The organism is Adhaeribacter pallidiroseus, from assembly GCF_003340495.1.
GTDB lineage: Bacteria > Bacteroidota > Bacteroidia > Cytophagales > Hymenobacteraceae > Adhaeribacter > Adhaeribacter pallidiroseus.
Genome location: NZ_QASA01000001.1, coordinates 2,010,430 through 2,024,715, shown reverse-complemented (window position 1 = coordinate 2,024,715; position 14,286 = coordinate 2,010,430). Strand labels below are relative to the sequence as shown.

Here is a 14,286-nt window from a genome sequence, read left to right as displayed (position 1 = left end):
CAGGTACGTATAAGGCCTAGAGGTTATGCAGCAGAAATGCTAATAATATTTGCATTACACGGTAAAATACGGGTACTGAGTAATTGTTTATGGTAAACCAAAATTAACCCTTACGGGTTCAATAAAAACCTTAATATTTCGCTCTATACCCTTAAAACAAGGATCAAACAGCAGGCAATTAGCTGTATGAATTTAGCTAATTTTTCTGGAAACGCATAATACTATTGCTAAAATTTTTACTAAAACATGGAAATTAACTTCCCCAAGTACTTTAAGTACACCATTATACTACTGGGCTTAGTCCTGCTGATTTGGTTTCTCCAAACCTTTAAATCTATATTAGTACCCATCTGCTTTTCAGGGCTGTTTGCTTTGTTATTGGTGCCCCTTTGCGAGCGGCTGGAAAGGTTGCGCTTGCCGCGGCCACTAGCAATCTTACTCTGTATTATTATGGTGATTGCTTTTTTGGCCGGTTTAATCTGGCTTTTATCGTCGCAATTAATCAGTTTTGTTCAGGAATTAGGCACTTTATCGGATAAGGTAAACGAGTACATACAAAAGGTGCAAACCTTTTTACTGAACAACTTTGGCATTAAACCAACGAATGGGCGGGAGTTTATTAGTAAAAACTTAGGTACGCTGCAGCAAACTGGCACTTCTATTTTAAGCGGGACTTTATCGCTTACTACGGGGGCGCTCAGTGTGCTAACCATTATTCCCATCTATATTTTCTTTATGCTTTTCTACCGCGAACATTTCAGGCGGTTCATGTTTAAGTTTATAACGCGCGACAAACGCGATACCTTAATGCTCACTATCGATAACATCCAGAAAGTAGTAGAAAGCTACATATCTGGCTTACTAATCGTTATTGTAATTGTGGCCATCTTGAATATGACCGGATTGATGATTATGGGTGTACCTTATGCGGTCTTCTTTGGGATTTTTGCTTCGGTACTTACCATTATACCATACATCGGAATTCTTATTGGGGCGGCTTTGCCGGCTTTATACACGCTGGTTCAAACCGGATCTGCGGTACAAGCGTTAATAGTAATCGGTATTTTTGCTTTTGTTCAGTTCCTGGAAGGTAATTTTATTACGCCGAACATTACTGGTTCTAAGGTGAGCATAAACCCATTTGCTGCCATTTTAGCATTAATTATTGGGGGTGAAATTTGGGGTGCCGCCGGTATGATTTTATCTATTCCTATTATTGCTATCTTAAAAGTGTTATTTGACGCTTACGAACCTTTAGAACCTTTCGGTTTTCTGTTAGGCGATATTAAAAGCAACTCCGATAAGCCAGATGTATTTAGCAAGCTTTCCAGCCGGGTCCGGACGATCCTAAATTTAAAAAAAGAGAAAGATGAACAAGACAAGGCTGCCAAATAGTTCAGCATAAGTTAACATCTTAATTTAAACCCTGTTCCAGAGAATGCAGTATATACCATTTTAATATTCTATAACTACATTTTGAAAAAACTAGGAATATGAATCCAGATGAAAAATTATTTCGGGCTATTAACGACTTAGTAGAAACCTGCAAAGACGGCATGAAAGGATACGAAACTGCCGCCGAAAGTGTCAATGATCCGCAACTCAAATCAGAACTTAGCAATTTATCGCAGCAAAGAGCGCAGTTTGCCAGTGAACTGGAAAGCCAGGCGCAACGCTTTGGGATTTCCACTACTAACGAAAATACCGTTGAAGGCGTTGTAATGGATGCGGCCGAAGCAGTACACCGGGGCTGGATTAACTTAAAATCAGCGATTACGGGTAATAGCAACGAAGCTATTCTGAATGAATGCGAAAACGGCGATGCCGCTGCTCTAAAAACCTACGAAACGGCTTTAAACGTTTCGGGAATACCCGAGGAAATACGGAGTGTAGTGGAAAAACAACACAGCGAAATTCTGGAAGCTAAAAACCGCATTACTACCATGAAGCGCAGCATTTAGAACCTTATTCTTTAAATTTTAAAAAAGCAGCTGATGGGGCTGCTTTTTTGTTTTAACGTAAGGGTATAAAAATAATATTGTTCCGATAAATTATTATTAGTTTAGCAAATGCCATTTAAGTTAGTAATTTTAAAAACTTTATACTAAAAACAACAGCGCAGCCTTATATTTCAGGAGCATACTCATTGAAACTAAGCAGCCAATGCGGAGTGTTATACAAAAAAGAATATAGGTTACCTTTAAACGCAGCTCTTTTGTACGCTATAATAGACATCGAAACCACTGGCGGACAACCTGCCCAGGACCGGATTACAGAAATTGCCATTTTTATTCACGATGGTAATCAGGTAGTAGATCAGTACAATACTTTAATTAATCCGGAGCGTCCCATTCCCTTCTTTATTACCCAGCTTACCGGCATTACGGACGATATGGTGCAGGAAGCACCTAAGTTTCATGAAGTAGCCAAAGACATTGTGCAATTTACCGAAGGGAAGGTTTTTGTAGCGCATAACGTGCGCTTTGATTATTCTTTTATTAAAAAAGAATTTGCCGATTTGGGCTTTAATTACCAGCGTAAAACCTTATGTACCGTTCGGTTAAGCCGTTCTTTAATGCCGGGCTTACCTTCTTACAGTTTAGGCAAATTATGCAAGAGTGTCGACATTGAATTAAAAATGCGCCACCGGGCTATTGGTGATGCCGAAGCAACCGCTAAATTGTTCGATAAACTTATCAAAATTAACGAAGTAGCAATTGTGAACTCTGGTGATGCTTTAACCGAAAAAAGCAAAAAGTTTATCAATAACGAAATGCGTACCTCACTTCTGCCGCCTGCCATAAACCGCGCCCAGATAGATGCGTTACCAGATGCTCCGGGAGTTTACTATTTCTACGACGAGCACGGCGAAGTAATTTATGTGGGCAAAAGTATTAACATCCGTAAGCGGGTTACTCAGCATTTTAACATTGATGTAAAAAGCCGCAAGTCCATTGAGTTTAAAAATCGCATTACCGATATTTCGTACGAGTTAATGGGTAACGAATTAGTAGCCTTACTCTTTGAATCGGACGAAATAAAGCGGTTAAAACCTTTTTACAACCGGCAGCAGCGGCGCAGTGTGTTTAGTTCTGGTATTTATACCTACTACGACCAGAACGGGTACAAGCGCCTGACCTTTCAAAAAGTTTCGCCCGATAATCCGCCTATTATTGCCTTAACCAATCATTTTAAATCCAAGGATTTTCTGTACCATAAAGTAGCTAAATTTAATTTGTGCCAGAAATTATGCGATTTATATAAAACGAAAGGTGCTTGTTTTGATTACCAGGTGCACCAATGCAAAGGCGCTTGTGTGAACCAGGAACCACCGGAAGAATATAACGCCCGGGTAGACCAAGCCATAGATTCTTTTACCTACGAACACGATTCCTTTGTTATTATTGGTAAAGGCCGCGAAGCGGGCGAGCGTACCATTGTTTGCGTGGATAATGGCCGTTATATAGGCTTTGGTTTTGTTGACGAAACTTTTTCGGCCAGCAACATGGCCGATTTCAGAAGTGCTGTAAAATCTTACAACGACAATAAAGATATTCAGCAAATTATCCGGGGCTATTTGCGCACCAAGCACCGCGATAAAGTAATTGTTTTTGATTGAATTTTTAAATTGTTGGATGGTTGGATGGTTAGTTGGGATTAAAATACTTTGGTTAGAAGCAGCAAATTTTTTAATGAGCATATTTATCATCAGCTAGCTTAATCTTCTAACACTTCAGCCATCCAACCATTTAACTATTTACCAGGCAGAACACTTTTTAGCATCTCCAGTACCATTTTTTCAGTAGCTGACAAATATGATTCGGTAAACTCCTCGGCATCGTGTTTTTTTAAATATTCAAGTAGCTGATCATTTTTAAAAATTTCCAGGATTTGTGGATGAACGTAGTATTTACTGCAAACTGCGGGCGTATTGCCTAATCCCTTCGCAACGGATTTAAACGCGTTTTTTACGGACTTTTCTTTCTCCAATTCGGGATTTTCATCCAGCAAATTCTCCAGACATTCCACCATTAACACTGTTCCTCCCCAGGTTCGGAAATCTTTAGCCGTAAAATCGTTGCCGCTAATTTCCTGGATGTAACTGTTTACCTGGCCCGAATCCAAGGTTTGCCGGGTACCATCCGGATCGTAGTATTGAAACAAGTCGTAGCCCGGAATGTCTTTACATTTCTTCACTAAACGGGCCAATCGCCGGTCTTTAATGCCAATTTGGTGGGGCACCCCTTTTTTGCCAATAAACTGAAATTTTACTTCGTCGCCGTCTATTTCTACGTGTCTATCGCGCAACGTAGTTAACCCATAAGATTTATTCGTTTCAGCGTAGTGCCGGTTACCAATCCGAATTAAAGACTGATCTAATAAATTTAAAACAATAGCCGTTACTTTCCGCTGGTTTAAATCCCGGATCTGTAAATCTTTTTCTATCTGTTGGCGCATTGCGGTTAAAGCTTCCCCAAAGGCAATCATGCGGCTAAATTTGGTTAAACTACGCGCATTGCGCCATTGCGGATGGTAAATATACTGTTTCCGGCCCTTTACATCACGACCCGTAGCTTGAATATGCCCGTTCGGCGAAGTACAAATCCATACATTTTCCCAGGCGGGTGGTATAATTAATTTATTCAAACGATCCAGAATTTTAGGGTCGGTGATTTTTTCCCCTTTAGCATCTAAATACGTAAATCCTTTTCCGCTTTTTTTGCGGGTGAATCCTTTACCAGTGTCGGGTATATAGCGTAAGCCAGCCTCTGCCGCCGATTGCACCGGGTCAGCGTATAATACATGTACATCTTTTTCTTCCATTGCCACTTCTTGCGTTAATGTCTTTAACTGGCTAAAAAAATAAAAGTTTTCCGTTGGCTTATGGCGGTTTTTTAAATTTTCACTTAACGGTGCGCCATTGTTTTTTAAAATGCGTATCCGGAATCCATAAAACATTTACAATGAACTCATTATATGCATAAACCGCATGGAGGATTGAAAACAGGATAGTATGTAAACAAGGTCCTGACCATGTCCGTATTAGGGGCAGCGCGTGATTGTATTCTATATGACTTATAAAGGAGCTTCGTTTCTGGTTTTATTCTGGGGAATTTTTAATTTACTAGGCGGGGGGTTGGCTTTTTATTTCATGGGATCTTTTGCGCAACCTGTTTTAATCCTCGGTGCATTATCGGCTTTCCTGGGATTTTCTTTAGGTCATTTTTTAAACCGTGGCCGCAAACAGGCATTCCTATCTATATTAGGCGCCTGCACTGCTTTCGTGTTTTTATATGGTTGGCTTACCTCTCAGGCGTTTTCTCAAGATAAAAATTATATTTTCCCGGATGCCCTCGCCGACCCGTCCCGCAACGTTTACTTATTGGTTTCTTCGGCCCAGTTAACCATTACGGTTCTGGTATTACTTATATTGCTGGTTTTTAGTAAGCCTATTTACCTCAGCCTGCAAAATAAAATTTAAAATTTTTTAGATTCAATCAAGTTAAAAGCAGAACATAACTGCTAAAAGTACTAACTACCAGGCTTTTATAATTACGTTGAAAAACGGCGCACACTGCTGGCTAAAAATAAAAGTAACCGCTGTAAAATGGCACAATTTTTCCAATCATTTCCTCGCTTATCAATTTCAAAATCTTAATACGCTTTTAACTATATGCTACCAATTTTAAAAAAATACGCTTTACTGGGCTGCCTGGCTACTACTCTAATTTTACAAAGTTGCACCCAAGACAAAAACGGCGATCGTTTAATTTTTTCGATTGAAGACGATATTAACTTAGGTGCGCAGGTTTCGCAAGAAGTAGATTCAACCTATCGGGCCAAGGGACAATTACTCGATCCGGCTAATCCAGCCAACAAAGCCGCCTACGATCATTTAAACCGCATCGTGAATCGTATCCTGAGTTCGGGCAAGGTAAGTTACCGCAATGAGTTTGCCTGGGATACTAAAATAATTAAAGACGACAACGTATTAAACGCTTTTGCTACTCCTGGTGGCCATATTTATGTTTTCTCCGGCCTGATTAAATACCTCGATAACGAGGACCAGTTTGCCGGGGTACTGGGCCACGAAATTGCCCACGCCGACCAACGCCATTCAACAAAGCAATTGCAGCGGCAATATGGGCTTTCGATCTTGTTATCGGTAGCCTTAGGCGACAATCCGGGTACTTTAACGCAAATTGCTACTAGTTTAGCTACGCTCAAGTTTGATCGCGATGCGGAAACTGAAGCCGATGCGTATTCGGTTATTTACCTGGGTGGTACAAATTATTATGCCTGCAACGGAGCCGCCGGTTTTTTTGAAAAAATTTTAAGTGGTGATCAGCAAGGCCGCACCCCCGAGTTTTTAAGTACGCACCCCGATCCAGGTAACCGGGTACAGAACATTAATAATAAAGCTGCTGCCGATGGCTGTAAAACCCAACTATCCGGAGCTACCACCTACCAGGATTTTAAAAACAGTTTGAAATAAGGCATTATAACCCAAATACCCGTATCCCGTAAATCCTGAGAATCGCTAATTCTCAGGATTTTTCGTTTTTATCATGTCAAACTGGAAAGAAATTTTTGTTAATTATATTGGGCAGGTAGAAGAACAATTCGACGACCTGACTTATCGCCTCCGCAAAAGGTTAAATTATTTCCATCCTATCCAGATTGTACCTTACCGCAGCTACGGTACCGCCAACCGGTTGTATTTAAAAGGCCGGGTGCTCGAAAACAAAGGTATTGCCCAGGCAGGAGATAAAGACACCGTGTTGAACAATCTTCTGAACATGTATAAACGGTTCGAAAGCGATGAGGTAATGGATGCCCGTTTGCAGGTAAGATTTCAGGGCCAAACCCATGAACTAATCACCGACCGGGAAGGCTATTTTGTGATTAATATTGAACCTCCTACCCCTTTGCCTCTCGACAACATTTGGCACGAAATAGAAGTGGAACTGGTAGATGTGCCTATTCTGCATACTGCCGGTATTCGGGCCAAGGCCGAAGTTTTAGTACCGCCCACCGATGCCGAATACGGTATCATCAGCGATATTGATGATACTATAATCTATAGCAATGCTTACAGTGCCTTAGGTATGTCGCGGATTGTTTTTTTAAATAATGCGCGCACCCGGTTGCCATTTGCCGGGGTGTCGGAGTTTTATCAAGCTTTGCAGCTCGGCCGGAATGGCAAACGCAACAACCCGTTTTTTTACGTCTCCAGCAGCCCCTGGAACATGTACGACTTGTTAAAAGATTTTTTAGACCTGAACCAAATACCAGCCGGACCGTTACTGCTGCGCGACTTCGGTTTACTGCAAAATAAATTTATGGGAGGAGGGCACATGAGCCATAAGTTTAAAGAAATAAAAAATATTTTGCTTACCTATCCCGAACTAAAATTTGTATTGATCGGGGACAGCGGCCAGGAAGATGCCAACATTTACCGGGAAGTGGTAAAAGAATTTCCAACTCGGATTTTGGCTATTTACATTCGGGATGTGCAATTACCGGATCGCGAGAAACTGGCTGTGGCAGTATCCGAAGATTTAAAAAACCACAGCGTTCCGATGCTGGTAGTCGATAATTCCGTGGAAGCTGCGGAACACGCCGCCCAAATCGGATTGATTTTCCAGGAGTCTATTCCGGTAATCGAACAAGAAAAAGATAAAGACAAAGGTCTAGAACCCGGTAAAGAATCGGTGAATTAGTTGAAAGGTTGAAAAGCTTGAAAGTTAGAAAGTTTAAAGGTTGAAAGGCTTGGTTATTAGACAGTTTCAAATTCTTATTTCCAAAATATATTTCCTTGGATTTTTTTAAAATGAACTTAGAGATAGGTTCTAATACTATATAGATTTAGTTTTTGCAATAAAAATAATATCAATTTAAAAAAGCTTCTACCACATCAATTTACAAACCTTTTAACTTTTTAACCTTAAAACTTTCCAACCATCCAACTAAATAGCCCCCTGTATTAGTAATTTAACGCTGATAGTACCGCCCATCTGGCGCATGTTACGTATTACAAAACGCCGTTTTTTTAAGGTAAAAGAAGAAGGTTTTTTAATCGAATACCGAATAGGATTAGGCAACACCGATGCAATTAAGGCCGCCTGGGAAGCGGTTAAATTTTTTGCCGAAGTGTTAAAGTATTTCTGAGCAGCGGCTTCTACTCCAAAAACCTGATCTCCCGTCTCGGCTATGTTAATGTACACTTCCATGATGCGGTGCTTACTCCAGAAAAACTCGATGAGCATGGTAAAGTAAGCTTCTACCAGTTTCCGGATATAACTGCGGCCGTGCCATAAAAATACGTTTTTTGCAACCTGCTGGCTGATGGTACTCCCCCCACAATATTCTTACTTTTTCGATTCTTTTTAAAGGCTCCTTTGATAGCTTTGTAATCAAATCCATCGTGCGTCATAAATAGTTGATCCTCCGCGGCCATAATAGCAAGTGGAACGTGCGGTGCCACATCTTCTAAGTCCACAAAATTGTAGCGGATATGCGGATTGGCTTTTGGGGCCTGACCGGCTTTAGCCCGGCGCTCAATCATGTGCAGGGTAACCGGCGGTGACAACCACTTGTACACCAATACCCATAAAATACTTAACACCAATAAAAGCAAGACCAACTTTAACGTTAGATCCCGGATAGTTTTAAAATGAGCCGTCATTAGTCAAAATTACAAATAGTATTTACGCTCTTCTAATTTTTATTTACATCTTGTCTTACTTATTATATGTGCCCGATTATCTAAATTTATTACCTGATTTGGTTAAAACAATAACAGTTAATACCGTATTCTCTATTATGGCAGATTTTCTTCCTTTGTTTCCTTTAAGTATAGTGGTGTATCCCGGCGAAAAATTAAATCTGCATATTTTTGAACCACGGTATAAAGAGTTAGTACAAGATTGCTTTCGAGCGGGCAAACCCTTTGGTATTCCGGCTTTTTTAAAAAAAGGGGTGAGCGAAATTGGAACAGAGGTTATTATAAGCAGCATTGATAAAACCTATGATTCGGGTGAAATGGATATCCGCTGCAAAGGCGGTAATTTATTCCGAATCATGAATTTTTACCGCCAGTTGCCTACTAAACTGTACGCCGGCGGCGAGGTAGAACCTTTAACCGACATAGACGACGAAAACCCGACAACCAAAGCGCTGATCAAAGAGAAAATCCAGCACTTGTACGAAATTTTAGGCTTGGCCACCTTGTACCTTAATCTTCCGGATAATTTTAAAATTTACGACATTGCGCACCAATTAGGGTTGAGCTTAGAACAAGAATATCTATTACTCCAGCGCCGCCGCGAAAGTGAACGGCAAACAATTGTATTGGCACACTTGATCGCTATTTTACCTGTGGTGGAAGAAACGGAACGCTTAAAAGACCAGGTAAAACTAAATGGCCATTTTAAAAATCTGATTCCCCCAAATTTTTAGGTTATTACCCGTATATATTCCATAGACCTATTATAAAATGATGCATCCCTCGGAATATTGGTTACCTGCTTTAATTTTTTTGGTTGTTGGCCTGGGCATTTACGCCTGGTACCGGGAACGTAGGCTGAGGTACAAGCCATACATAAAATTAAAAAATATTCCGGCTAATATAGATATTTATCCTACCACGGCCCCGAAACACGCAATCTGCCTGATTGGCGATACCGGTAACATTACCGATGCGGTGCATGATCCGGTGGCTAAATTGCTACGGAACTGGCTGGCCGAAAACCCGCATAACGGCACCCTTATTTTTTTAGGCGATAATATTTACCCCGTTGGATTACCTCCGGTTGGTCATAAAACCCGGGCAATTGCCGAAAAGCGGTTGAAAGTTCAATTAGATTTGGTACGGGAATATGCCGGCTCTGTTTTTTTTATCAGCGGCAATCACGATTGGAACAAGGGCCGCATCAATGGCCTGGAATACGTATTGCGCCAGGAAGAGTATGTTACAAAATACTTAAACCGGCCGCATTGTTATTTACCTTCCGGTGGTTGCCCCGGTCCGGTGGTGCGGCATCTTTCAGAAGAGGTAATGTTAATTTTTATAAATACGCAATGGTGGGTGCAAAAAGGAGTCCGGCCCATTGGTCTGACTTTTAATTGTAGCACCGAATCAGAGGCTGACTTTTTTCACCAGTTAGAAGAATTGTTACTATTATACCCGCAGAAGCAAATTATTATTGCGGCCCATCACCCCTTGTACAGCAATGCCATGCACGGCGGCAAGTTTACTTTAAAGCAACATGTTTTTCCGTTAACGGCAGCTCATAAAAAGTTTTACGTACCCTTGCCTGTGGCCGGATCTATTTACCCGGTATACCGCAAACTATACGGTCCAGAGGAAGATATGTCGAACCCGCGCTACCGGCGTTTGCGTAAGAAATTGCTGCAGATATTCCAAAAACACAAAAACATTGTTTATGCCGCCGGCCACGACCATAATTTACAATATTTTGCTATAAAAAATAACCATTATCTGGTGAGCGGTTCGGGCTCCAAAACTGCTTTTGTGCAAAGCGGCGGACGGGCTACTTTCGTGCACGAGAACAAAGGTTTTTTTGTGCTGGACTATTTCGAAGCAAATAATATCTGGTTAAGTGCTATTGAGCCACCCGTTGGAAATACGACGGATCAATACAAGGTAGCTTTCCGGAAAAAGATCAATCCGAATTAATTTTTTTTACTCGCGCGGTACAACCACCAGTAAACTTTTGGGCAGTTGTTTGATTTCAATTTTTTTACCTAATTCTACTACTTCACCATCAATCTGGGCCAAGGTATCGGTGTAATTATTAATGGTAGCTTGTTTACAAGATAGGATCCGGGTAAATTCTGAATTTTCGGGCGTTTCGGTGTACAAGTTGTACATAATTTTAAACGCTGCCATTTTGGGGAAAGACTCAATTAAGCAAATTTCAAAAATTCCATCGTCTATAATGCCGTTGGGGTTAATTTTAACATTACTGCCAAAAGCATTGGAGTTGGTAATGGTAATCATAAAAGCAGCGCCCTCAAAGGTTTCCTGATCAGTCTCTACGCGGTATTCGTGGCAATCATAATCCAGGTATTCCTGCAAGGCAATAAAAGCATACGTCTGCGGACCGCGCGTTTCGGACTGGCTGTACCGGGCAACCACCAGCGCATTAAATCCAAGGTCACTAATGTGAAAACAGGCATGCCCGTTTAACTCCAGCGTATCAATGGCTTTAATGGTATGCTGGGAGATGAGCTCTAAGGCTTCTGCAAAGGTCTGGGGAATGCCTAAATCTTTAGATAAACCATTTCCGGAACCCATGGGAATAATTCCTAAAGGTACCTCCGAGTTTTTTACTACTCTGGCGGCTAATCCAACTGTTCCATCACCGCCCGCCGCAAAGATGGCATCCGGAGCGTAACTTGCCAGTAAATCTTTGAGCTTTGCCAAATCATCTTCGCCCGTGGTATTGTAAATTTTAAATTTTAACTGGTGCGTTTGGCAATAGTCGCCAATAGCTTCTTCTAAATCGCTTTTATCAACATCTCCCGAGATAGGGTTTATTACAAATAATAGCTTTTGAAAGCGCGAATTTGTCGCCATACCGGTTGTATATTGTAAATATTTAGCAGCTTATAACTTACTTTTTAAAATTCTGGTTAAAACATAGATAGCATACTTCGGTAATCAAGCAGCTTTTAAATTATTTTATGTTTAAAACCAGCCAACTTCAACCAAAAGAAAACAAAACAGCCGAGATATCCAAATACCCTTTTTCAATTGGTTTAAACCATGGGGAGTTTAGCACATCCTGAAATAAAGAGCCAGTTGGCTTTATGGCAACAAAAAAGGAGTTACTAAGCAGTAACTCCTTTCTAATTTAATTTTAAAATTTTATTCTACTAACAATTTAGTTTGCGTTTGGCCGGACTGTGATCGACCTTTTAAGATGTACAATCCCTGGGTTAACCGGCGGTTAGTAGCCATCTGCGCTTTGGCCGAACCATTTTCATCGGCTTTGGTGGTTTTTACTTCCAGCGTTTGGCCGGTTTGATTATATATCGTAAACGATACCTCTTCCTGCGGAGCCAGGTGCGTAGCTTCTACAGAAAAATTTTCACCGCTGCTTGGATTTGGATAAACTACTAATTGCGGGCTTTGCTTTTCTACATTTACTTCTAATTCTGCCGGGAAGGCAGTACTTGCTGCCGCCGCCGAAGCTGACCGAAATATCTCTACTCCGCACAAAGCTACGCGGTTAGCCGAAGGATTAAACTTTAGAGACAATACGCCATCGTTAACAGTTACGGCAAAGTCTTTTACCAAAGCAGCGCGGTAGCCAACTTCTTTATGAATATCAAAGTTAGATAGGCGGGTTTGGCCTTCTATGGTAATGTTAAATATCCGGGCACCATCGGCATCAAAGAAGTTTTCGGCGAAATGTAAACGCACGTAGTAAGAACCATTAGAAACCGGAATTTCTTCGCGGGTTTCGGCCAGGTTGGTGGCCGCTGATAAATACGTTTGATATAAAACGTCCTGGTCGGTGGCCGCAATTGGACCCGGCTGAACCTGGCTATCCAGCTTAATAGAACCTTTCCGGTAATTTTTATCTGATTCCCAAACTTTGCCCGCAATGGTTACACTCGCATCGGCCGCCCCTTTTACGCGTTTAACCGCGTTTATAACAGAGCCTGATTCATTGGCAATGCCGTAAAGGGGAATGCGCAAAGGCGAACCAGGAGCGTTGTGGTACACTAATAAAGCGGCATTTTTAATGCCTTTACTAAGCGGCTTAAAGTTTACGTTAAAATTAGTGCTGGCTTGTGGGTTTAATGTAGTGGCTAAACTACCAATCGTAAAATCTCCTTTGTTCGGTCCGGTAAGCGCCACACTAGATATTTTAATGCTCACTCCTCCGGATGCGTTCGGATTTTTTAAATTTACGGCCAGGGCTTTACTGCTGCCTTTATTTACAGATCCGTAATCCAAAGCAGATGGGGAAGAAGCTAAAGCAATACCGGATTGTCCGCCGCCATCTGGCTTAACGTTACTTACATAATACACGTTATCCTGGTAATCGTAATTGGTAACGTTGGTACCTAAGTAATCATTAGCCACAATGTACGCATTCGGGATAATAGCCCCACTTGAGTTCTTCGCCTTCCAAATGCGTAAACCAATCCGTTGTTCAAAGTTTTTAGACCGGTCAGAATTAGCCGTACCTACTTTAAACCCAAAAGAGCCTGATGGATTAAAGGAACCCTGAGATAAGCCAGAAGTGTTATACCGCTTTCTCGGTAAGACCGATTGACCATCCAGGGGGTTATGGGTGAATAAAGTGGTGACGCTGGAAGATCCTTTAGGATACCATTTAAATGACTCGATGGTAGCACAGCATCCATGATAAGCAGCCATTTGCGTTACGGTAACGGGTTTACTGCCGTCTGCCCGTGAAAAAGTGGCCGAAATAATCTCGTCGGAATTCGGTACAATGGCGCTACCATCATTGGCGCCATCCGTGTGGCCAAAACCAGTTACGGTTTTAAAATTAAAGGCATTAATAATTTCTTGGGCGTAAGGTTCCCGGTTGCCTTCGCCAGATCTCTGGAATAAGCCATGTAATTGAACAACCTTCGAGGGCTCATTTTTATCGTTAGAAGAAATCGTAAGCGTATTGTGAATTACTTTTACCCGCTTGTCCAGGTTAGACGCGACAAATTGCACGGTTACATCAACATAACTACCCGCACTGATTGATAGAGGTAATGATTTTGGAGGAATAACTTTCCAGGCAGCAGTATTAGATAAAGTAAACTTACTTACCGTAAGGGTGCTGGTGCCTTTGTTGTTAATGCGCAGTTTTACTTTATCATGGTTTTCGTTATACGGAGTAAAGGTACCATCGGGGTTGGTTCTGCGCCAAGGGTACTGAACCCGGGAAAATACCATCTGATCGGCAGCCGGAAATTTATCAGAATTTTCGACCGCAATGGTTTGAGCTAAAACAGGAGCGCTGCTGAGAAACTCTGAAAAGAATAACATCCCGATCGAGAGAGACATAATCAGCTTGGACTTTCTTAAAAATAAGTTAAAAGTATAATTCTTTTTCATGTAGTATATAATTATTACAAGGTAGTTGGAAGATATAAAGCGCGAGATCAGTTATTTTTTAAATAAAAAATAAATGCGGGGGAGTTTATCATATATTTCTTTGAAAGCTGGACACTTTGAAATATACAAGCTCTTTCAAGAGGATATAAAGAATGATTTAACTTTAAATT

The 14,286-nt window shown here is 41.2% G+C and carries 11 protein-coding genes and 1 pseudogene; 8 read left to right on the top strand and 4 right to left on the bottom strand.

The features are described 5' to 3' along the window. The first annotated feature begins 246 nt into the window (after nt 1–246). From AHMF7616_RS07935 to AHMF7616_RS07925, 3 genes are all read left to right on the top strand, one after another. Nucleotides 247–1,395 (top strand): AI-2E family transporter, encoded by a 1,149-nt coding sequence (locus AHMF7616_RS07935; RefSeq protein ID WP_115372396.1) that lies wholly within the window; start codon nt 247–249, stop codon nt 1,393–1,395. Between the two features lie 98 nt (nt 1,396–1,493). Next, nucleotides 1,494–1,961: a ferritin-like domain-containing protein gene (locus tag AHMF7616_RS07930; protein WP_115372395.1), complete on the top strand. Its 468-nt coding sequence runs from the start codon at nt 1,494–1,496 to the stop codon at nt 1,959–1,961. Nucleotides 1,962–2,215: 254 nt separating this feature from the next. Beyond that, complete coding sequence (locus tag AHMF7616_RS07925; RefSeq protein WP_115372394.1) at nt 2,216–3,619, top strand: exonuclease domain-containing protein; 1,404 nt, start codon at nt 2,216–2,218, stop codon at nt 3,617–3,619. A 134-nt stretch (nt 3,620–3,753) separates the two neighbouring features. On the opposite strand, the gene AHMF7616_RS07920 is transcribed toward AHMF7616_RS07925, so the two are convergent. Continuing rightward, a complete protein-coding gene (locus AHMF7616_RS07920) occupies nt 3,754–4,824 on the bottom strand; it encodes a DNA topoisomerase IB (RefSeq protein WP_115375506.1) in 1,071 nt (356 codons plus the stop codon). A gap of 232 nt (nt 4,825–5,056) precedes the next feature. Here AHMF7616_RS07920 and AHMF7616_RS07915 point away from each other — a divergent pair, with 232 nt between their 5' ends. The 3 genes from AHMF7616_RS07915 to AHMF7616_RS07905 all read left to right on the top strand — a co-directional run bounded on the left by AHMF7616_RS07915 (nt 5,057) and on the right by AHMF7616_RS07905 (nt 7,724). Then, complete coding sequence (locus tag AHMF7616_RS07915) at nt 5,057–5,482, top strand: hypothetical protein (RefSeq protein WP_147275631.1); 426 nt, start codon at nt 5,057–5,059, stop codon at nt 5,480–5,482. Nucleotides 5,483–5,674: 192 nt separating this feature from the next. After that, nucleotides 5,675–6,496: a M48 family metalloprotease gene (locus tag AHMF7616_RS07910; protein WP_115372392.1), complete on the top strand. Its 822-nt coding sequence runs from the start codon at nt 5,675–5,677 to the stop codon at nt 6,494–6,496. 73 nt (nt 6,497–6,569) lie between these two features. After that, nucleotides 6,570–7,724, top strand: a complete 1,155-nt coding sequence (locus AHMF7616_RS07905; protein WP_115372391.1) for an App1 family protein — start codon at nt 6,570–6,572, stop codon at nt 7,722–7,724. 246 nt (nt 7,725–7,970) lie between these two features. On the opposite strand, the pseudogene mtgA reads toward AHMF7616_RS07905, so the two are convergent. After that, a pseudogene (gene mtgA / locus AHMF7616_RS07900) lies at nt 7,971–8,461 on the bottom strand (monofunctional biosynthetic peptidoglycan transglycosylase). Nucleotides 8,462–8,826: 365 nt separating this feature from the next. Here mtgA and AHMF7616_RS07895 point away from each other — a divergent pair. Continuing rightward, nucleotides 8,827–9,462 carry an LON peptidase substrate-binding domain-containing protein gene (locus tag AHMF7616_RS07895; protein WP_115375505.1) on the top strand — a complete coding sequence of 212 codons (636 nt, stop codon included), beginning with the start codon at nt 8,827–8,829 and terminating at the stop codon, nt 9,460–9,462. Nucleotides 9,463–9,499: 37 nt separating this feature from the next. Continuing rightward, complete coding sequence (locus tag AHMF7616_RS07890) at nt 9,500–10,702, top strand: metallophosphoesterase (protein ID WP_115372390.1); 1,203 nt, start codon at nt 9,500–9,502, stop codon at nt 10,700–10,702. Between the two features lie 6 nt (nt 10,703–10,708). Here AHMF7616_RS07890 and AHMF7616_RS07885 read toward each other — a convergent pair whose 3' ends face one another. After that, nucleotides 10,709–11,605 (bottom strand): diacylglycerol/lipid kinase family protein, encoded by an 897-nt coding sequence (locus AHMF7616_RS07885; protein ID WP_115372389.1) that lies wholly within the window; start codon nt 11,603–11,605, stop codon nt 10,709–10,711. Between the two features lie 291 nt (nt 11,606–11,896). After that, nucleotides 11,897–14,116 carry a malectin domain-containing carbohydrate-binding protein gene (locus AHMF7616_RS07880; protein ID WP_115372388.1) on the bottom strand — a complete coding sequence of 740 codons (2,220 nt, stop codon included), beginning with the start codon at nt 14,114–14,116 and terminating at the stop codon, nt 11,897–11,899. Nucleotides 14,117–14,286 lie beyond the last annotated feature (170 nt).